This is a genomic window from Paraburkholderia nodosa DSM 21604 (assembly GCF_000519185.1).
Lineage (GTDB): Bacteria > Pseudomonadota > Gammaproteobacteria > Burkholderiales > Burkholderiaceae > Paraburkholderia > Paraburkholderia nodosa.
The window spans coordinates 35,549-55,703 of record NZ_JAFA01000039.1; the positions used below are offsets into that span (position 1 = coordinate 35,549).

The following is a 20,155-nucleotide window of genomic DNA, read 5'->3' on the forward strand; positions in this document are numbered from 1 at the left end:
GAGCCGGCAGCAACAGGGCAGCAAAAAAGCAGGAGCAACATAAATATGGCGACGATCAAGGATGTGGCCGCCGTGGCGGGGGTATCTTTCACGACGGTGTCGCATGTGGTGAACAATTCGCGTCCGGTGTCGGCGGACGTGCGGGCCAAGGTCGAACGTGCGATCCGCGACCTGAACTACGTGCCGTCGGCGGTGGCGCGCTCGCTCAAGGCGCGTGCGACGGCGACCGTGGGTCTGCTCGTGCCGAACGGCACCAACCCGTATTTCGCGGAGCTTGCGCGCGGCGTCGAGGACGCCTGCGCGCGCAAGGGCTACTGCGTGTTCTTCTGCAACTCCGACGACGACCCGGCCAAGCAGCGCAGCTACCTGCGCGTGCTGCAGGAAAAACGCATCGACGGCCTCATCGTCGCCTCGGCCGGTGACGACGCCGTGCTGGCCTCGACGCTTGCCGATGCCCGCGAGCCGATCGTCGTCATCGACCGCAACATCGAGGGGCTCGACGCCGATCTCGTGCAGATCGACCACGAGCGCGGCGCCTGGCTCGCCACGCGGCATCTGCTCGAACTCGGGCACTCGCGCATTGGCTGCATCACCGGGCCGGTGACGACCGCGGTGAGCGCGATGCGCATGCACGGCTTCCTGCGCGCCATGTCCGAGCGGGGCGTCGAGATCGCGCCGGGAGCGATCGTCGAAAGCGACTTTTCCGGAGCGGGCGGATACCGCGCGGCGGCGCAACTGTTCGACAGCGTGCGGCCGACCGCGATCTTCGCCGGCAACGACATGATGGGCATCGGCGCCTTGCGCGCGGCCGCCGAGCGCGGCTTGCGCGTGCCGGGCGACTGCTCGATCATCGGCTTCGACGATATCGAACTCGGCAACTTCACCTGGCCCGCGCTCTCGACGGTCGGCCAGCCGGCGCGCGCGCTCGGCGACATGGCGGCGCTCACGCTGATCGAGCGCATCGCGAACGCGCGCGAGGAAGGCGCGAACGTGCGCGAAGAAGGTGCGAGGGTGCGGCGCCGCGTTATGCCGCCTACGCTCTTTCCTCGTGAATCGACGGGGCCCTGGGTCGGCGCGGAGGAATACGCGCCGCTTGCGGCCTGAGGCAGGGTGGCCGTACCGAAGGCGCAAGCCATCGAGGAGGCATCGTGACGACTGACGTAGCCAAGCCGATCGGCGCTCGCGTGGCCGTGGTCGGCAGTCTGAATATGGATCTCGTCGCGCGTGCGCCGCGCTTGCCGGCTCCGGGCGAGACGCTCGCCGGCAATGCGTTTGCGCAGGTGCCCGGCGGCAAGGGCGGCAACCAGGCGGTGGCCGCGGCGCGCCTGGGCGCCCGGGTGGCGATGGTCGGCCGGGTCGGCGCCGACAGCAACGGCGAGGTGTTGCGCGCGGGGCTGGTCGCAGAAGGTATCGACTGCGGCGCGCTCGAAACGTCGCCGGGCGCGCCGACCGGCGTGGCGCTGATCATCGTGGACGACGCGAGCCAGAACGCCATCGTCATCGTGGCGGGTAGCAACGGCGAGGTCACGCCCGAAACGATCGCGCGCCATGAGGCCGTGCTCGCGCAGGCCGACGTCGTGGTCTGCCAGCTCGAAACGCCCACCGACGCCGTGGCGGCCGCGCTGGCCGCCGCACGGCGCCTCGGCAAGATCACCATCCTCAATCCAGCGCCCGCTACGGGGCCGCTGCCCGCGCAGTGGCTCCCGCTCATCGACTATCTCGTGCCGAACGAACTGGAGGCCGCCGCGCTCACCGGCTTGCCCGCGAGCACGCCCGAAGAGGCGGCGCGCGCGGCATTGGCGCTGCGCGAGGCGGGCGCCTGCAACGTGCTCGTGACACTCGGTGCGCAGGGCGTATGCGTGCTGCTGGATGGCGCCGCGCCCGCCCATCTGCCCGCGCCACGCGTCAGTGCGGTGGACACGACGGCGGCCGGCGACACCTTCATCGGCGGCCTGGCCGCGCGTCTCGCCGCCGGTGCGCCTGCGCTCGAAGCGATCGCTTTCGCATTGCGTGCGGCGTCCGTTTCCGTCATGCGCGCGGGCGCTCAACCTTCCATTCCCACGCTCGCCGAACTCGCGGGCTGAGCGTATCCGCGCATCTTGCTGCCGTAAGCCATTGCTGGCCCGGCGCGGCTTATTCGCGCCGCGCATGAATGGATTCCGCTAATACTTCATACCATATACACATTTCAAGCCCGTGAAACCCTGTGCCGTAAACGTCTCTTAGAGGGACAACTCGATGTCGGGCGCCGGCCCGACCACACCACAAGCGTTGGGGGAGTCATGGGCAAGGGCATCAGTATCAAGGCGCGCATCGGCATCACAATGGGCTTTCTGGCGACGTTGATCGTCGCGATCAGTGCGGTCGGGTTGCTGGGTCTCACGCGTTCGAACGACGCGTATCGCGAGACCTTCACTGACCAGATGCCGAGTTCGCATGCGGTCAACCTCGCGGAGATCTACGCGGCGCGCGAGCGTCTCGCACTCGACCGGGCCGCCTTCGAACTGGGTACGTCCGACGCCGCCGCGACGATCGACCGCGCGCGTATGCTGCGCGGCGTGTCGGACGACTTCTGGAAGAAGTACATGGCCTTGCCGCACGACGGCGAGGAAGCGCGCCTCGCCCAGGAAGTCGCGGCCCGGCGCGATACCCTGCACCAGATCGCGGACCAGTTCATGACAACCGTCCAGTCGGGTGACCAGGCGAAGGTCGTGGCGGGCGCCAAGGCGCTCAAGGAAGCCTACGACGGGCTCTCGAAGGCCGACGCCGTGCTCGACAAGTTCCAGATGACGCAAGCGCAGCAGGGCTTCGACGACGCCCAGGCCGCGTTCTCGCAACTGCGCATCGCGTGCATCGCGGCGCTGCTCGTGGGCATCGGCGCGGCCGCCTATTCGTTCTTCTCGCTGCGCCGCGCCATCGCGGAGCCGCTCGGCGAAGCGCTCGGCGCTTTCCATGCGATCGCCGCCGGCGATCTGCGCCGGCCCGTGGTCGTGCGCCGCAACGACGAGATGGGCGAACTGCTGGGCGGTGTCGCGCAGATGCAGCGCAGCCTCACCGAAACGGTGCGCTCGGTGCGCTCGGGCACCGAATCGATTGCCACGGCCACGCGCGAGATCGCCGCGGGCAACCTCGACCTCTCGTCGCGTACCGAAGAGCAGGCTTCTGCACTTCAGGAAACCGCTTCGAGCATGGAGCAGCTCACGGGCACCGTGAAGCAGAACGCCGACAACGCCCGCCAGGCCAGCGCGCTCGCCGCCAACGCCTCGGAAATCGCCAACAAGGGCAGCTCGGTCGTCAATCAGGTGGTCGGCACGATGGGCGACATCAACGACAGCTCCGCGAAGATCGCCGACATCATCACGATCATCGAGGGCATCGCGTTCCAGACCAACATCCTCGCGCTCAATGCGGCCGTCGAAGCGGCACGCGCGGGCGAGGAAGGGCGCGGCTTCGCCGTGGTGGCGGGCGAGGTGCGCAGCCTCGCGCAACGTTCGTCGGCGGCAGCCAAGGAGATCAAGGGGCTCATCGACACCTCGGTCGAGCGCGTGCAGGCGGGTTCGGCGCTGGTCGACGAGGCGGGCCGCACCATGACCGAGATCATCGCCGCGGTGCAGCGCGTGACCGACATCATGGGCGAGATCGCGGCGGCTTCGCAGGAGCAGTCGGGCGGCATCGACCAGGTCGCGCGCGCGGTCACGCAGATGGACGAGGTGACCCAGCAGAACGCGGCGCTCGTCGAGGAGGCCGCCGCCGCGGCGCAGTCGCTCGAGGACCAGGCCGGACGCCTGCGCGAGGCCGTCGCGGTGTTCAATCTGGAAGACGCAGCGGGAGGGGCGGCGCAGGTGAAGCCCGCGCCGGCAGCCAGGGCGGCTTCCGTCTCCCGTGCTGTCACGCGCCCGGCATCGGCCGGCGGGGCTGCTGCGCCTGCTGCAAAGCGCGCACCGCGCCGCGCTCCGGCTCCCGCTCCCGCCGCCCAGCCGGCCGCACGGCCCACCGCAACCCCGAGCGTGCCCGTGAGCGCTGTGGCGTCGGGCGCGGGTTCGAACGGCGACTGGGAAACCTTCTGAAGTTCCTCTGATCAGCCGCGCGGGCCGTCCGCGCACGCGAGCCAGCCGCTGCGCCCCAGCGGCTTTTTTTTGCGCCTTTGACCCCGTTGTGCGGCCCCGCCGTGCGCCACACGAGCGCCGTTACGGTACATTGTCAGCCGTGTCATCTGCGCGGCCCGGTCGGCGCGCTACACTGCGGCGCCCAGCGGTGCCCGCGAGCGGCAAGGCGTCGTGCTGGACGGTTCAGCCCGCGCCGATGCCCGAGCGCGGTCCGTACGGGGTGGCGCCGCAAGGGGAAGGACCCGCGCCGCAGGGCAAGGGAGGGCGCACCGCGCCAGGCAGGACGGATTGCGCCGGCATCGAGCGCCGGCGCCGCATGACAGCACAAACAAGGAACCCGACATGACGCATGACGACCTCGTGCAACGCCTCGTGAATGCGCGCCGGCATCATCATCTGATCGAAGCGCTGGAACCCGAGCGCGTGCCGCCGGACGCGGCCACGGCCTATGCGATCCAGCAGGCGGTGCTCGCCGGGCTCGAGACGACCACGGGCGGCTGGAAGGTCGGCGCGCGCGCGCCGGGCGGCCCCGCCTCCGGCGCGCCGATCCCGGCGCCGCTCGTGCACGCCTCGCCGGCGCGCTTCGAGCGCCGCCACTTCTTCCGCGTGCTCGTGGAGCTGGAGATCGCCTTTCGTTTTTCGGAACCGATCGTCCCGCGTGCCGAAGCCTATGCGCGCGACGAGGTGCTCGCGCGCGTCGGCCAGATCCTGCCGGCCATCGAGATCGTCGATAGCCGTTTCGCGCAGTGGCCTAATGTCGCGCCGCTCGCCCAGCTCGCCGATGCGCAGAACAATGGCGCACTCGTGACCGGCCACGCGCTGCCCTACCCAGCGCTTGCCCGCGTGCTCGATTTCGTCGCACCGGAGCTCGAACTGACGTTCGACGGCGCCTCGCTCGTGCCGGAAGCGCCGGGCAACCCCGCTGGCGATCCGCGCGAACTGCTGGTCTGGTTCGTCAATCATTGCGCCGCAATGGGCATCACGATCGAGCCCGAATGGACCATTACGACCGGCACCTATGTCGGTGCGCACCGCATCGATACACCGGGTCTCCTGCACGGCCACATCGACGGGTTGGGGGAAGTCGAAGTCGAGTTCGTCTAGGTAGACCAGGGGCGCATCATGTAACTGTCGCCCCTGTCATATTTGCTCTCACGAACGGCCGCCGCGCGCATTGCGCGGCGGCTTTATTTTTTTGTGCGCGCTGTGTGGCTCATGGGTGTAAACCTGGCAACCTGTCACGCGCGTCATCTTCATCGCGCGCGTGCGTCGTTCGTGCGTTGTCCGCTCATTGTCCGATTGGAGCGGGAAAACCACTACCGCCGACAGGGCCGGCCAGCGTCGATTGGCATCCGCGCAAGAATGCGCGGCAGGTCACCGACGACGGCGAAATCGACGCGTAAAACGGGAAAAAAATCGCATTGACGCGTGCTCACAACATTTGCGTGGCAGTGCGCAACGAGAGCGCGCTTTGCGGGCTCGCGAACAAATCGTAACGAATGGGTGTGCACCGGCGCTGCACTGGTGCGTTTGATGAAGAGGCGCTGCGTATGCCGTAGCACCGGACAGGCCGGACGACGAGGCGAAAAGCCGGTCGAACACCAGGTAAAAAGCGGGTTGCTGCGAATGCCCGGCCAGACGGAATTGGCCAATACGCAGGCACAGCATTTGGGAAGGAGCGTGACCCCGGTCTGAAATTTGCACCAGTGCGGAAGATCATTGTAAGTCGTTGTCTGGCGCCCTCCAAGCGCTCAATAATGCTTAGCTTTCGAGGGCACATCCGGCGCGATTTAACGGTGCGAAAAATTTCAAAAGGGTTTAGGATGAATTTGAGCGATGTCGTTTCCGAATAGCGCGCCGCGCACGACATCGGTCGCAGATCTCGGCGAGGAGGTAGCATGGATATCTACAGCAGCTTCGCGACCCGCTTCGAAAAAACGCGAGAAGAAGAGTTCTCGCTCGAGGAGTATCTCGCGCTCTGCAAGGAAGATCCCAATGCGTACGCCACGGCTGGCGAACGTATGCTGACGGCAATCGGCGAACCCGAACAGATCGACACCCGCAACGATCCGCGTCTGTCGCGCATCTTTGCGAACAAGGTCATCAAGGTGTACCCCGCATTCCGCGAGTTCTATGGCATGGAAGACGTGATCGAGCAGGTCGTCGCGTACTTCCGCCATGCGGCGCAAGGACTCGAAGAGAAGAAGCAGATTCTCTATCTGCTCGGTCCGGTGGGCGGCGGCAAGTCCTCCATTGCCGAGCGTCTGAAGCAGCTCATGGAGCGCGTGCCGTTCTACTCGATCAAGGGCTCGCCCGTGAACGAATCTCCGCTCGGGCTGTTCGACTACGACGAAGACGGTCCGATACTCGAAGAGCAATACGGCATACCACGCCGTTACCTGCGGAGCATCTTGAGCCCGTGGGCCGTGAAGCGCCTGCACGAATACAACGGCGACATCCGCAAGTTCCGCGTGGTGCGCCGCTTCCCATCCATCCTGCGCCAGATCGGCATCGCGAAGACCGAACCTGGCGACGAAAACAATCAGGACATCTCGTCGCTCGTCGGCAAGGTGGACATCCGCAAGCTCGAGCAATACGCCCAGGACGACGCCGATGCATACAGCTACTCGGGCGGCCTGTGTCTCGCGAATCAGGGCCTGCTCGAATTCGTCGAAATGTTCAAGGCGCCGATCAAGGTGCTGCACCCGCTGCTCACGGCCACCCAGGAAGGTAACTTCAAGGGCACCGAAGGATTCGGGGCGATTCCGTTCAACGGCATCATCCTCGCGCACTCGAACGAGTCGGAGTGGAAGGCGTTCCGCAACAACCGCAACAACGAGGCACTGCTCGATCGTATCTTCGTGGTAAAGGTGCCGTACTGCCTGCGCTACTCGGAAGAGATGAAGATCTACGAGAAGCTGTTGCGCAATTCGTCGCTGGCCGAGGCCGTGTGCGCACCGGGCACGCTGAAGATGATGGCGCAGATGTCGGTGCTCACGCGCTTGCAGGAGCCGGAAAACTCGAGCCTCTTCTCGAAGATGCAGGTGTACGACGGCGAAAACCTCAAGGACACCGATCCAAAAGCGAAGTCGTACCAGGAGTATCGCGACTTCGCGGGCGTCGACGAAGGGATGAACGGGGTCTCCACGCGCTTCTCGTTCAAGATTCTCTCGCGCGTGTTCAACTTCGACTCGACCGAAGTGGCCGCGAATCCGGTGCACCTCATGTATGTGCTCGAACAGCAGATCGAGCGCGAGCAGTTCCCACCGGAAACCGAGCAGAAATATCTGTCGTTCGTGAAGGACGTGCTGGCCTCGCGTTACGCGGAGTTCATCGGCAAGGAGATCCAGACCGCTTACCTCGAGTCGTATTCCGAATACGGGCAGAACATCTTCGACCGCTATGTCACGTACGCCGACTTCTGGATTCAGGACCAGGAGTTCCGCGATCACGATACGGGCGAAAGCTTCGACCGCGCGGCGTTGAATGCCGAGCTCGAGAAGATCGAGAAGCCCGCGGGCATCAGCAACCCGAAGGACTTCCGCAACGAGATCGTGAACTTCGTGCTGCGCGCGCGTGCGGCCAATGCCGGCAAGAACCCGGCCTGGATCAGCTACGAGAAGCTGCGCGTGGTGATCGAAAAGAAAATGTTTTCGAACACGGAAGAACTTTTGCCGGTCATCTCGTTCAATGCGAAAGGATCGGCGGAAGAGCAGCGCAAGCACGAAGACTTCGTCAACCGCATGGTGGCGAAGGGCTATACGCCGAAGCAGGTCCGGTTGCTCTGCGACTGGTATCTGCGGGTGCGCAAGTCGTCGTGAACGAAGAGGCTTTACTGTCCGAGCGCGCTGCCGCAGGTTTGCGGCGGCGCAAAAGGACCCCCGGCGGGGCGCAGGCGGCGTGGCCATGAGCGGGTGAACGCGGCACGCACGATGGCAGACGCGGCAATGAACACTGCGCACCTCGCCCATTCGCAACTGGAGCGGGAGACTGAATGTGCTTCATCAAATCATCGACCGCAGGCTAGCCGGAAAGAACAAGAGTATTGCTAATCGCGAGCGTTTTTTGCGCCGCGTGAAGAACTATATTCGTCACGCCGTTTCGGAAGCGGTGCGTGACCGCAGCATCAAGGACATACAGAGCAACCAGAGCATCACCATTCCGCGCAAGGACATCGCGGAGCCGTCGTTCCGGCACGGCCCTGGCGGCAAGCGCGAAATGGTTCACCCAGGCAACGAGGACTACATTCGCGGCGACCGCATTCCGCGGCCACAGGGCGGTGGAGGCGGTGGCGGCAGCCAGGCGAGCAACGAGGGCGAAGGTCAGGATGACTTCGTGTTCGAACTCTCCCGCGAAGAATTCATGCAGTACTTCTTCGACGACCTCGAACTGCCGCGCCTCGTCAAAACCCATCTCATGGCCGTGCCTACGTGGAAGAGCATCCGCGCGGGCTGGGCTGCCGAAGGCACGCCGAACAACATCGACGTCGTGAGATCGCTGCGCAGTGCGCTCGGCCGGCGCATCGCGCTCGGTGCGCCGCTCGTCAACGAACTGCACGAGCTCGAGGAGCAGCTCGAAGCGCTCAAGGCCGACCCGGCCGACCGGCGTCAAGAGATCGCGTTGCTCGAAGAGCAGATTCATCACCTGCGCGGGCGCATCTGGCGCATTCCATTCATCGACCCGTTCGATCTGCGTTACGTGAATCGCGTGAAGCAGCCGCAACCGTCGAGCCAGGCCGTGATGTTCTGCCTCATGGACGTATCCGGCTCGATGGACGAGCAGCGCAAGGACTTGTCCAAGCGCTTCTTCATCCTCCTGTACCTGTTCCTCAAGCGCAATTACGAAAAGATCGAGGTGGTCTTCATTCGCCACCACACGCGCGCCGAGGAAGTGGACGAGGACACCTTCTTTCATTCCACCGAAAGCGGCGGCACGGTCGTGTCGAGTGCGCTGGAGCTGATGAAAAAAGTGATCGAGGACCGTTATTCGCCAAGCGACTGGAACATCTACGGCGCACAGGCTTCGGACGGCGACAATTGGACTGACGATTCACCCAAATGCCGCAAGATCCTCGCGGATGACATACTGACTCAGGTGCGCTATTTTGCGTATATTCAGGTGACGCCGGAGGAGCAGAACCTCTGGCTCGAATACGCGCAGCTCGCACTCACCGAACCGCATCTGGCGATGAAAAAAGTCGACACCGCGGCGGACATCTACCCGGTGTTCCGGGAGCTTTTCGAAAAGCAGGTGGAGCACTCATGACGACACGCCACCTGCACAATGAGGCGCGCGGCTACCAGCCGGAGCGCCGGAAGACGAGCGGCCACGAAAAAGGGCATCATGGCGAACACGGTGACGAGCGCAAGCGCGGCCACCACGAAGACGCCGAAGCGCCCGGACATGCCGCCGGGGCTGCTCGCCACAAGGAGCATGGGCTCGCCCAGCAAAGGGAAGTGCAAATGAACGTAGCCGACAAACGGCCGTTGCCGTGCCCCTCCGACTGGACCTTCGAACTCATCGAGGAGTACGACACACATATCTCGCATGTTGCAGAGCAATACGAACTGGACGTTTATCCGATCCAGCTCGAATTGATCAGCGCCGAGCAGATGATGGACGCCTATGCGTCCGTTGGCATGCCGGTGAACTATCGCCACTGGTCGTTCGGCAAGCACTTTCTCTCCACGGAAAAGAGCTATCGCCGCGGCCAGATGGGTCTCGCCTACGAGATCGTCATCAACTCCAACCCCTGCATCGCGTATCTCATGGAAGAGAACACCATGACGATGCAGGCGCTCGTGATCGCGCACGCCGCGTACGGGCACAACTCGTTCTTCAAGGGCAACTATCTGTTCCGTCTCTGGACGGACGCGCACGCCATCATCGACTACCTTGTCTACGCGAAGAATTACATCGCCGAATGCGAGGAGCGTTATGGTCTCGACCGCGTGGAAGAGCTGCTCGACTCGTGCCACGCGCTCATGAATTACGGCGTGGACCGCTACAAACGACCGCAAAAGCTGTCGCTCGAACGCGAGGCCGCATTGCGCCGGGAACGCGAGGCTTATCTGCAGTCCCAGGTCAATGAGCTGTGGCGCACGCTGCCCAAGCAGCAAATGCCCATTGCCGAGGAGATCGACGAGCGCTTTCCGCCGGAGCCGCAGGAAAACCTGCTGTATTTCGCCGAAAAGAACTCACCGCTGCTCGAACCGTGGGAGCGCGAAGTCATACGCATCGTGCGCAAGATCGGGCAGTACTTCTATCCGCAGCGGCAAACCCAGGTCATGAACGAAGGCTGGGCCACGTTCTGGCATTACACACTGCTCAACACGCTCTATACGCAGGGCAAGCTCGAAGACGGCTTCATGATGGAGTTCCTGCATTCGCACAGCAACGTGATCTATCAGCCGCCGGTGACGAAGCCGTATTACAGCGGCATCAATCCGTATGCGCTCGGCTTTTCGATGATGAGCGACATTCGCCGCATCTGCGAGAACCCTACGGAGGAGGACCGCAAGTGGTTCCCCGAGCTGGCCGGCAGTCCGTGGCTCAAGGCGCTGCACTACGCCATGCGCAACTTCAAGGATGAGAGCTTCGTGGCGCAATACCTCTCGCCGCATCTGATCCGCGAAATGCGGCTCTTCTCGGTGCTCGACGACGATATGCGCGACGCGCTCGAAGTCTCGGCCATCCACGACGAAAGCGGCTACCAGTACGTGCGCCAGGCGCTCTCGCGGCAGTACGACATGCATCACCGCGAGCCGAATATCCAGGTGTGGTCGGTCAACACGCGCGGCGATCGCAGCCTCACGCTGCGTCACTTCATGAGCGACAACCGTCACCTTACGGGCGACACCGACGAAGTGCTGCGCCACATGGCGCGCCTCTGGCAGTTCGACGTGTTCCTCGAAAGCGTGGACGAAAACGGCACGGTCCGAAAACGCTACGAATGCCGTTATATGCCGCCGCCGATTCGGGTATAGCCAACTCGCTGCGTGACGCGATTGAGCGCATAAGTCATGAGGCCAGCCTGCGGGCTGGCCTCTTTCATTGATGCGCGTGCAACGACATTGCAATCGGGCACGTACCGGAACGCCCACGCGCGCTAACATACTGCGCCAGTGAACCCGCAGCTAAAAAACACCGCACCGAGAGGCGGATTTCGAAAGGATGGCGTAATGGCGTTTGAACTGTTTCGCGGCGTGCGGCCGCTGTCTCGCACGTCTGCATTGCGCGATGCGCTCGCCGGCGTGCAGCTTGCCTCGATGAACGTGCCGCAACTGCTTGGCTACGCGCGCATCGCGGGCATGCCTGCCGTAACCGGTCTGTACACGGGCTTTCTGCCGCTCGTTGCGTTCGCGCTCTTCGGCGCGTCGCGTCATCTCGTGGTCGCCGCCGATTCCGCCACGGCCACCATTTTCGCGAGCCGTCTCACGACCATGGCGGCGCCTTCGAGCGCCGAGTATGTCGCGCTCGCGGGCATGACCGCCTTGCTCACGGCCGTGATGTTGTTGATCGCACGCCTGTTTCGTCTCGGCTTTCTCGCGGACTTTCTCTCGCGCACCGTCCTCGCAGGTTTTCTCACGGGTGTGGGCGTGCAGGTGGGCGTGGCGATGCTCGGCGACATGCTTGGCATTACTGTGAACTCACGCCGCACGGTCCTGCAGATGAAGCAGATCGTCACGCAACTGGGCATGATTCACTGGCCGACGCTTGCCATCGCCGTGGTCGTCGTAGCGGCGATCCTGGTCTTCAAGACGTTCCGGCCGCGCTGGCCGGTGCCGCTCGTCGCCGTGGCGGGGAGCATCGCCGCGAGCGCCATGCTGAACTTCGCGGGCCATGGCATTTCGGTGATCGGGCCGGTGCAGGGCGGCTTGCCGCGCCTGAGCTTTCCCGCGGTGGGCTGGTTCCAGATGATCGATCTGCTGCAGGTGGCGGCGTCGTGCTTCGTCATCATCGTCGCGCAGAGCGCCGCCACGAGCCGCGCGTTTGCCGAGCGCTATGGCGAGCGCACCGACGAGGACACTAATCTCCTCGGCCTCGCGGCGGCCAATGCGGCGGCTTCGATGAGCGGCGCTTTCGTCGTGAACGGCAGCCTCACGCAGACCGCCATGGCCGACCAGGCCGGCGCGCGCAGCCAGTTCGCGCAGCTCGTGTTTGCAGGCGTCGTACTCGTGGTGCTGTTGTTCTTCAGCCGCTTGCTGCAATACCTGCCGCATTGCGTGCTGGCCGCGATCGTCTTCACGATTGCCGTGGGTCTCGTCAACATTCGCCAGCTGATCGATATTCGCCGCGAAAGTCCCGGCGAATTCAGGCTTGCGGTGACGACGGCGCTCGCCGTCGTCGTGATCGGCGTGGAGAACGGCATCCTCATCGCAATTGGCCTGTCGTTGCTGCGCCACGTGCGCCATAGCTACCGGCCGCACACCATGGTGCTCGTACCGAACGAGGAGGGGCACTGGCTGCCCGAACCCGCGCAAGCGGGCCAGCTCACGGCGCCGGGGCTGATCGTCTATCGGTTCGGTGCCGACCTGTTCTATGCGAACGACCACTTGTTCGTCGACGAACTGCGCGCGCTGATCGATGGGGCGCCGTCGCCCGTGCATTGCGTGGTCGTCGATGCGGGGGCGATTACCGATCTCGACTATTCCGCGGGGCGCGCCGTGATCGACCTTTGCTCGGAACTCGCGGAGCGCGGCGTAAAGGTGATTTTCGGGCGTGTTAACCGCTATCTGCTTTCAGACATGGATCGGCATGGCATCACGGACGTGGTGGGCCGTGCGAACCTCTTCCCGACCCTGCACGAAGCGCTCGCGGCGGTGCGTCCCGAGCTGGAGTCGCGCTCGGATGCGTGACGCTCGTGTAGCCATGCTACAAGCCAGAAAGCCATGTAGTGCGAAAAACATGTGAAGCAGCTACATAAAAACGTCCAGAGAAACCCCGATTGCCCGCTGGAATTCGCCGCTGCTATTGTGCGCCTCAAGCGCTGTGGAAGCGCTTCCACTCCAACCCGATCCGGCTGCCCAGAACACATGTGCCGGTGATTCCCGCGCAGGAGGCTTCGTGACTCAGGACACCGCATTGCCGCATTCCGCCGCCGCAGTTGCCGACGATCCGTTCACTCCGCCTGCCAGCTCCGCACTGTGGCGCAGCGACTTCCTCCTCGGCGCGGCCACGGCTTCGTATCAGATCGAAGGCGCGATCCACGAGGACGGCCGCCTGCCGTCGATCTGGGACACCTTCAGCGCCACGCCGGGCAAGGTACTCGCGGGCGACACGGGCGCCGTGGCCTGCGACCACTATCACCGCTGGGAGGCCGATCTCGACCTGCTCGAAAGCCTGAACTTCGAGGCCTATCGCTTTTCGATCGCGTGGCCGCGTGTGATGGACGAGGCGGGGCGGCCCAATGCCAAAGGCATCGCCTTCTACAAGCGTTTGCTGGAGCGCCTGCGGGAGAAGGGCGTGCGCACCTTCGCCACGCTCTACCACTGGGACCTGCCGCAGCACCTGGAAGATCGCGGCGGCTGGCTCAATCGCGACACCGCATACCGCTTCGCCGACTACGCGGACCTCATGAGCCGCGAACTGTCCGGCCTCGTCGACGCATGGATGACGCTCAACGAGCCGTGGTGCTCGGCGTACCTCGGCTACGGCAACGGCCATCATGCGCCGGGCCTCGCGAACGGCCGCTACGCCACCCAGGCCATGCATCATCTGCTGCTCGGCCACGGCCTCGCCACCGGCGTGTTGCGCGCGAACGATCCGGGCTCGACCAAGGGCATCGTGGCCAACGTGGGGCGCGGCACGCCCGACTCCTCGTCGCCGGAAGATGTGCGCGCCGCGCGCCGCTTCGAGGTGCAGCACAACGCGTGGATTCTCGACCCGCTGCTCAAGGGCGCGTATCCCGACGAACTCTTCGAGCTGTGGCCGGGCACCGAGCCGCTCGTGCTCGAAGGCGACATGAAGACGATCTCGGCGCCGCTCGATTTTCTCGGCATCAACTACTATTTCCGCACCAACGTGAAGAGCGACGGTGCGCACGGCTTCGTCGACGTGCCGCTGAAGGACGTCGAGCGCACGCAGATGGGTTGGGAGGTTCACCCCGACGGTCTGCGCGACCTGCTGATCGGTTTCGGCCGCACCTACGAGAACCTGCCGCCGATCTATATCACCGAGAACGGCATGGCTTCGGACGACCGCGTGAGCGACGGCGAGGTGAACGACACGCAGCGCATCTCGTTCCTCAAACGGCATCTCGCCGCTGTGGACGCCGCGATCAAGGCCGGAGTGGACGTGCGCGGCTATTTCGTCTGGTCGCTGCTCGACAACTTCGAATGGGCGTTCGGCTATGAGCGGCGCTTTGGCGTCGTGCATGTCGATTACGACACGCAGGTTCGCACGCCGAAGCGCAGTGCGGAACTCATCGCGCATTTCATCGCGCAGCGGCGCGCGCTCGACGGCGCTTGACGGCACTTCGGGGGCGCTTGACAGGGTTACCGAGCAAGGGCAACAACTAGCGTGACAACCACGGCAGGGCATGCGACGCTCGGGCATGCCGTACGATGCGCCGTGGTCGCAAAACTTCCAACCCAAAAGCTTTTGCAGACCAACCCGGAGCAACCGGAGCCCTGCATGGGCCCGACGCCGGTGCCGAAGGCACTGACGCCAGGCGACAGCTGAAGCGCCAGCTCCGGATCGACAGGAGACGCAATGAAGCACAACGTACCCGTTCTGCGCGGCATCGTCGCCGCTCTCGCGCTGGCCGGCGCGCTCGCGGCCCACGCCGCGGAGCCGCTCAAGGCCAACGTGATTCACTGGTGGACGTCGGGCGGCGAGTCGGCCGCGATCAAGCAGTTTGCGCTTGCCTACGATCAGGCGGGTGGGAAGTGGGTCGACAACGCGATCGCCGGCGGCGATCAGGCGCGTGCAACGGCAATCAACCGCATCGTGGGCGGGGATCCGCCCACCGCAGCGCAGTTCAATACGTCCAAGCAGTTTCACGATCTCATCGACCAGGGACTCCTGAACAATGTCGATGCGGTCGCAACGAAGGAGAACTGGAGCGGCATCTTCCCTGAGTCGATTCTCACGGCGATCAAGGTCAAAGGGCACTACTATGCCGCGCCCGTGAACATCCACATGCAGGACTGGTTCTTCTATTCGAAGCCTGCGTTCGCCAAGGCCGGGATCAAGAGCGAACCGCAGAATTTCGACGAACTCTTCGCCGATCTCGACAAGCTCAAGGCGGCCGGCGTGATTCCGCTCGCGCTGGGCGGCCAGGCATGGCAGGAGAAGATCACCTTCGACGCCATCTTCGCCGACATGGACCGCGATCTCTACATGAAGGTCTACCGCGACCGCGATGCGAACGCCGTGAATTCGCCTGCGTTCCGCAACGTGCTCACGACCTTCAAGCGGTTGCATAATTACGTGGATCCGGGCTCGCCGGGCCGCAACTGGAACGACGCCACGGCGCTCGTGATTTCCGGCAAGGCGGGCATGCAGATCATGGGCGACTGGGCCAAGGGCGAGTTCTCGGCCGCGAACCAGGTGGCGGGCAAGGATTTCGGATGCTTCCCCGGTTTCCCGAAGTCGCCGTACATGATCGCAGGCGACGTGTTCGTGTTCCCGAAGACCGACAATCCCGAGCAGGTCAAGGCGCAGCAACTGCTCGCCACGGTGATGACGTCGCCTGCCGCGCAGGTCGCGTTCAACCAGAAGAAGGGCTCGATTCCGATTCGCCCGGACGTGGACACCTCGGGCTTCGATATCTGCGCGAAGGAGGGCATGGCGATCATGAAGGACAAGTCGCGGCAACTGCCGAATCCGGAAATGCTGATTCCGCCTGATGTCCAGGGCGCGCTCCAGGACGTCATCACGAACTTCTGGAACAAGAACCAGTCGGCCGAAGACGCGCAGAAGGCCTTCGCCACGGCAATCCAGAGCTGAGCGCAGCCATGTACGCCGCCAAGCTGCACCCGGCCAAACGCCAGGCGGGGCAAGCGCGCAGCGCGCGCCCCGCGCGGCGGCGGCTCTCGCTCGCCGCCTGGATCGCGCTCGCGCCGATGGCGGCGACGGTCCTGTTCGCGTATCTCGGCACCATGCTGTGGACGGCGCGCGTCTCGCTCAGCTTCTCGCGCTCGCTGCCCACCAACACCTTCGCGGGCGTGACGCAGTACGTGCGGCTCTTCCAGAACGACCGCTGGATCCTGTCGCTGCAGAATCTCGTGATCTACGGCGCGTGCTTCATCGCGGCGTGCCTCGTGATCGGGCTGCTGCTCGCAATCTTCATCGATCAGCGCGTCGTGGCGGAAGGCGCGCTGCGCACGGTGTTTCTCTATCCCTATGCGATGTCGTTCGTCGCAACGGGCCTCGTCTGGCAGTGGATCCTCAACCCCGAACTCGGCGTGCAGGCCGTGCTGCGGCACATGGGATTCGAGCACGCGCGCTTTGACTGGATCGTCACGCAGCGCTTTGCGATCTACACGCTCGTGATCGCCACCGTGTGGCAGGCCTCGGGCCTCGTGATGGCGCTCATGCTCGCGGGCCTGCGCGGCATCGACGACGAAATATGGAAGGCCACGCGCCTCGACGGCATTCCGCGCTGGCGCGTGTACGCGAGCATCGTCGTACCGATGCTCAAGACCTCGCTTTCCACGGCATTCGTGCTGCTCTTCGTGATGGTCGTGAAGCTCTACGACGCCGTGGTTGCGATGACCCAGGGCGGCCCCGGCACGGCGAGCGAGGTGCCCGCGAAATTCATCATGGATTACCTGTTCAATCGCGCGAACATCGGGCTCGCTTCGGCAGCGTCGATCGTGCTGCTCGCCACCGTGCTCGCGATTCTTGCGCCATTCTTCTACGCGCGCAGCCGCGCGGCGCTCAAGGGAGACCGGGCATGAGCACGCCTTTGGCCGATTCGCTGCGCCCTGCGCCCGCTCGGGCGCGTGCGGCACAAAAGCGGCGCAAGCCGCGCAGCCGCTTCACGCCCGCGCGGCTCGGCGTGTATGCGTTTCTGTTCACGGCGGCGCTGTTCTTCCTGCTGCCGCTCTATGTGATGCTGGTGACTTCGGTCAAGCCGATGACCGAGATCCGCCTCGGCCATCTGCTCGCGCTGCCGGTGCATCTCACGCTCGCGCCGTGGCGCGACGCGTGGGCCTCCGCGTGCACGGGCCTCGACTGCGGCGGCATTCGCGTGGGCTTCTGGAACTCGGTGCGCATCGTCGTGCCGAGCACGGTCATCTCCATTGCCGTGGGCGCCGTGAATGGCTACGCGCTGTCGTTCTGGCGGCCGCGCGGGGCGGGCGTGCTGTTCGGCATTCTGCTCGCGGGCGCCTTCATTCCCGTGCAGGTGATGGTGTACCCGCTCGTGCGCGTGCTGGCCTTTGTGCATCTGTTCAGCTCGCTGCCTGGCATCGTCGTGATACACACGATCTTCGGCATGCCGGTCATGACGCTCCTGTTCCGCAACTACTATGCGTCGTTGCCGGAGGAGCTGTTCAAGGCCGCGCGCATCGACGGCGGCGGGTTCTGGCGCATCTTCGTGCAGCTCATGCTGCCGATGTCGGTGCCGATCATTGTCGTGGCGATCATCATGCAGGTCACCGGCATCTGGAACGACTACATTCTCGGCCTCGTGTTCGCGGGCACGAAAAACCTGCCGATGACGGTGCAGCTGAACAACATCATCAACACGACGACCGGCGAGCGTGTCTATAACGTCAACATGGCCGCGACGATCCTCACGTCGGCCGTGCCGCTCGCGATCTACTTCATTTCGGGGCGCTGGTTCGTGCGCGGCATCGCCTCGGGCGCGGTGAAAGGCTAGGAGCAGGGCATGGGCAATCTCACGAACGTTTCCGTACGCAATCTGCGCATCGACCTCGGCGCGAACACGGTGATCGACGAACTCGATCTCGATGTGCGCGCAGGCGAGTTCGTCGTACTGCTCGGCCCTTCGGGCTGCGGCAAATCCACCTTGCTGCACAGCATCGCGGGCCTCGTCGACGTGACCGACGGCAGCATCGAAATCGGCGGCGAGGACATGACATGGGCCGACCCGAAGGATCGGGGCGTGGCGCTCGTGTTCCAGTCGTACGCGCTCTATCCGACCATGAACGTGGAGCGCAATCTCTCGTTCGCACTGCGTATCAATGGCACGCCGAAGGCGGAGATCGACCGCCGCGTGAAGCGCGCCGCCGACATGCTGCAGCTCGGGCCGCTGCTATCGCGCAAACCCGCGCAGCTCTCGGGCGGCCAGCGCCAGCGCGTGGCGATCGGGCGCGCACTCGTGCGCGAGGCGGACGTGTTCCTGTTCGACGAGCCGCTCTCGAATCTCGACGCCAAGCTGCGCACCGAATTGCGCCGTGAGCTCAAGCAGCTGCACCAGCAACTGGGCGCGACGATGATCTACGTGACGCACGACCAGGTCGAGGCGATGACGCTCGCCACGCGCATGGCGGTGATGAAGGGCGGGGCGATCCAGCAGTTCGGCACGCCGGCCGAAGTCTACGCGCGCCCCGAGAACCTGTTCGTCGCGACCTTCCTCGGCGCGCCGCCGATGAACCTGCTGCGCGGCAGGCTCGAAGCCGACGAAGGCCGGCTGCGCTTTCGCGGGCCCGGCCTCGACGTGGATGTTTCGGCATACGCGTTCAAGGGCACGCCGGATCCGACGCGCCCCTGCGTGCTCGGCGTGCGCCCGGAAGACGTGCGCGCAGGCGGTGCAGTGCGCCCGCGCGAGGCGGCGTGGGAAGGGCGCTTGACGCTCGTGGAGCCCATGGGCAATCATCGTGTCCTGTGGATCGAGCATGAGGGCGGGCAGATCGCGTCGATCGATCAGGACAAGACGCCGCTGGCGAGTGGTGCGGCGATGCCGTTCTCCATCGACAGTGCGCATGTTTCGCTGTTCGACGAAGAAACCGGCGCACGAATTTGATGCACACAACCGACAAAGACAGAGAGACCAGGAACGTGGCGACCCTGAAAGACGTGGCGGCGCTGGCCGGCGTGGGCCTTTCGACGGCTTCGCGGGCGATATCGGGCAACGGTCCGGTGTCGGCGGAGGCGGCCGCGCGCGTGCAGGCTGCGATCGAGCAGCTCAATTTCCGGCCTTCATCCATCGGCCGGGCGATGGCCACGAAGTCGCTCGGCATCATCGGTATCTTCGTGCCGACGTTTTTCGGCTCGTACTACGGCACTATCCTGAAGGAGACGGACACGCAGCTGCGCGCCGTGCGGCGCCACGTGGTGGTGGCCACCGGTTGCGGCGAAGCCTCGCCGCGCGAGCAGGCCATCGAAGCCGTGCGCTTCCTGATTGGCCGCGATTGCGACGGCGTGGTCGTCATCAGCCACGATCTGTACGACGACGACCTGCAGATGCTGCACGCCATGCACCCGCGTATGGCCTTCCTGAACCGCTCATTCGATCAGTTACCCGAAGCATCGTTTTGCGCCGATCACTTTCACGGCGGCGAGATGGCTGCCCGCACACTCATCGAGCACGGCCATCGCGAGCTTGCGGTGATCGGCGGGCCGTCCACGTCATCGGACAATGCGGCGCGTCTGCATGGATTTTTCGCCGAGCTGGCGCGTCACGGCATCGAACGCCGGACCGTGCCGCATATCGTCTCGGACTTCTCGCCCGAAGGCGGCTATGTGGCGGCCGGGGCGCTTCTCGAACGCAAACATCGCTTCACCGGGCTGTTCTGCGCGAACGACACGATGGCCATGAGTGCGCTCGCGCGCCTGCAGCAGGCAGGATTGCGCGTGCCCCACGACGTTTCGGTCATCGGCTACGACGACGATTATTCGGCGGCCTACATGGCGCCGGCGCTGACCTCGGTACACATTCCCACCGCGGAGCTCACGCGCAATGCAGTGCGCTGGCTCATCAACCAGTGCTACGGCACGCAGTGGCCGATCGAGCGCACGTTCCCTGTGAGCGTGACGATGCGCGATTCGGTGGTGCGGGCGAAGTAACGCGCGCGTGGCGTGCATCGAGCAACCGTGGTGGAGGCGATGGTGAGGGTGGGGAGCGGCCCCCGCGA

Annotated in this window: 14 protein-coding genes; all 14 read left to right on the top strand. The window is 64.7% G+C overall.

Translation table 11 applies throughout. From position 1 onward, the window contains the following. The first annotated feature begins 45 nt into the window (after nucleotides 1–45). The 14 genes from A3CW_RS0136020 to A3CW_RS0136085 all read left to right on the top strand — a co-directional run bounded on the left by A3CW_RS0136020 (nucleotide 46) and on the right by A3CW_RS0136085 (nucleotide 20,087). The gene (locus A3CW_RS0136020; protein WP_028207869.1) at nucleotides 46–1,104 is read left to right on the top strand and encodes a LacI family DNA-binding transcriptional regulator; all 1,059 of its coding nucleotides are present in this window, start codon (nucleotides 46–48) and stop codon (nucleotides 1,102–1,104) included. A gap of 44 nt (nucleotides 1,105–1,148) precedes the next feature. Continuing rightward, entirely contained in the window at nucleotides 1,149–2,084 is a 936-nt protein-coding gene (rbsK, locus tag A3CW_RS0136025; RefSeq protein ID WP_028207870.1) for a ribokinase, read from the top strand. Between the two features lie 198 nt (nucleotides 2,085–2,282). Continuing rightward, on the top strand, nucleotides 2,283–4,067 hold the full coding sequence (locus tag A3CW_RS0136030) for a methyl-accepting chemotaxis protein (protein WP_028207871.1): 1,785 nt from the start codon (nucleotides 2,283–2,285) through the stop codon (nucleotides 4,065–4,067). Between the two features lie 381 nt (nucleotides 4,068–4,448). Continuing rightward, complete coding sequence (locus A3CW_RS0136035; RefSeq protein WP_028207872.1) at nucleotides 4,449–5,210, top strand: 2-keto-4-pentenoate hydratase; 762 nt, start codon at nucleotides 4,449–4,451, stop codon at nucleotides 5,208–5,210. A 794-nt stretch (nucleotides 5,211–6,004) separates the two neighbouring features. After that, a complete protein-coding gene (locus tag A3CW_RS0136040; protein WP_028207873.1) occupies nucleotides 6,005–7,927 on the top strand; it encodes a PrkA family serine protein kinase in 1,923 nt (640 codons plus the stop codon). A 175-nt stretch (nucleotides 7,928–8,102) separates the two neighbouring features. Beyond that, nucleotides 8,103–9,371, top strand: a complete 1,269-nt coding sequence (locus A3CW_RS0136045) for a YeaH/YhbH family protein (RefSeq protein ID WP_028207874.1) — start codon at nucleotides 8,103–8,105, stop codon at nucleotides 9,369–9,371. Beyond that, the gene (locus A3CW_RS0136050) at nucleotides 9,368–11,092 is read left to right on the top strand and encodes a SpoVR family protein (protein WP_028207875.1); all 1,725 of its coding nucleotides are present in this window, start codon (nucleotides 9,368–9,370) and stop codon (nucleotides 11,090–11,092) included. The genes A3CW_RS0136045 and A3CW_RS0136050 overlap by 4 nt, the downstream gene beginning before the upstream one ends. Nucleotides 11,093–11,287: 195 nt before the next feature. Then, on the top strand, nucleotides 11,288–12,964 hold the full coding sequence (locus A3CW_RS0136055; RefSeq protein ID WP_028207876.1) for a SulP family inorganic anion transporter: 1,677 nt from the start codon (nucleotides 11,288–11,290) through the stop codon (nucleotides 12,962–12,964). 208 nt (nucleotides 12,965–13,172) lie between these two features. Beyond that, a complete protein-coding gene (locus A3CW_RS0136060) occupies nucleotides 13,173–14,576 on the top strand; it encodes a GH1 family beta-glucosidase (protein WP_028207877.1) in 1,404 nt (467 codons plus the stop codon). A 243-nt stretch (nucleotides 14,577–14,819) separates the two neighbouring features. Then, nucleotides 14,820–16,058 carry an ABC transporter substrate-binding protein gene (locus tag A3CW_RS0136065; RefSeq protein WP_028207878.1) on the top strand — a complete coding sequence of 413 codons (1,239 nt, stop codon included), beginning with the start codon at nucleotides 14,820–14,822 and terminating at the stop codon, nucleotides 16,056–16,058. An 8-nt stretch (nucleotides 16,059–16,066) separates the two neighbouring features. Continuing rightward, nucleotides 16,067–17,011, top strand: a complete 945-nt coding sequence (locus A3CW_RS0136070; protein WP_028207879.1) for a carbohydrate ABC transporter permease — start codon at nucleotides 16,067–16,069, stop codon at nucleotides 17,009–17,011. Then, nucleotides 17,008–17,937, top strand: a complete 930-nt coding sequence (locus tag A3CW_RS0136075; protein WP_028207880.1) for a carbohydrate ABC transporter permease — start codon at nucleotides 17,008–17,010, stop codon at nucleotides 17,935–17,937. The genes A3CW_RS0136070 and A3CW_RS0136075 overlap by 4 nt, the downstream gene beginning before the upstream one ends. Nucleotides 17,938–17,946: 9 nt before the next feature. Further along, complete coding sequence (locus tag A3CW_RS0136080) at nucleotides 17,947–19,044, top strand: ABC transporter ATP-binding protein (RefSeq protein ID WP_028207881.1); 1,098 nt, start codon at nucleotides 17,947–17,949, stop codon at nucleotides 19,042–19,044. Between the two features lie 35 nt (nucleotides 19,045–19,079). Then, nucleotides 19,080–20,087, top strand: coding sequence for a LacI family DNA-binding transcriptional regulator (locus A3CW_RS0136085; RefSeq protein ID WP_028207882.1), 1,008 nt, complete (start codon nucleotides 19,080–19,082; stop codon nucleotides 20,085–20,087). The last annotated feature ends 68 nt before the right edge of the window (nucleotides 20,088–20,155 follow it).

Coding starts and splice junctions, on each gene's coding strand:
- A3CW_RS0136080 (WP_028207881.1), top strand. CDS start 17,947: ATGGGCAATCTCACGAACGTTTCCGTACGCAATCTGCGCATCGACCTC.
- A3CW_RS0136020 (WP_028207869.1), top strand. CDS start 46: ATGGCGACGATCAAGGATGTGGCCGCCGTGGCGGGGGTATCTTTCACG.
- A3CW_RS0136030 (WP_028207871.1), top strand. CDS start 2,283: ATGGGCAAGGGCATCAGTATCAAGGCGCGCATCGGCATCACAATGGGC.
- A3CW_RS0136035 (WP_028207872.1), top strand. CDS start 4,449: ATGACGCATGACGACCTCGTGCAACGCCTCGTGAATGCGCGCCGGCAT.
- A3CW_RS0136050 (WP_028207875.1), top strand. CDS start 9,368: ATGACGACACGCCACCTGCACAATGAGGCGCGCGGCTACCAGCCGGAG.
- A3CW_RS0136070 (WP_028207879.1), top strand. CDS start 16,067: ATGTACGCCGCCAAGCTGCACCCGGCCAAACGCCAGGCGGGGCAAGCG.
- A3CW_RS0136055 (WP_028207876.1), top strand. CDS start 11,288: ATGGCGTTTGAACTGTTTCGCGGCGTGCGGCCGCTGTCTCGCACGTCT.
- A3CW_RS0136065 (WP_028207878.1), top strand. CDS start 14,820: ATGAAGCACAACGTACCCGTTCTGCGCGGCATCGTCGCCGCTCTCGCG.
- A3CW_RS0136040 (WP_028207873.1), top strand. CDS start 6,005: ATGGATATCTACAGCAGCTTCGCGACCCGCTTCGAAAAAACGCGAGAA.
- A3CW_RS0136075 (WP_028207880.1), top strand. CDS start 17,008: ATGAGCACGCCTTTGGCCGATTCGCTGCGCCCTGCGCCCGCTCGGGCG.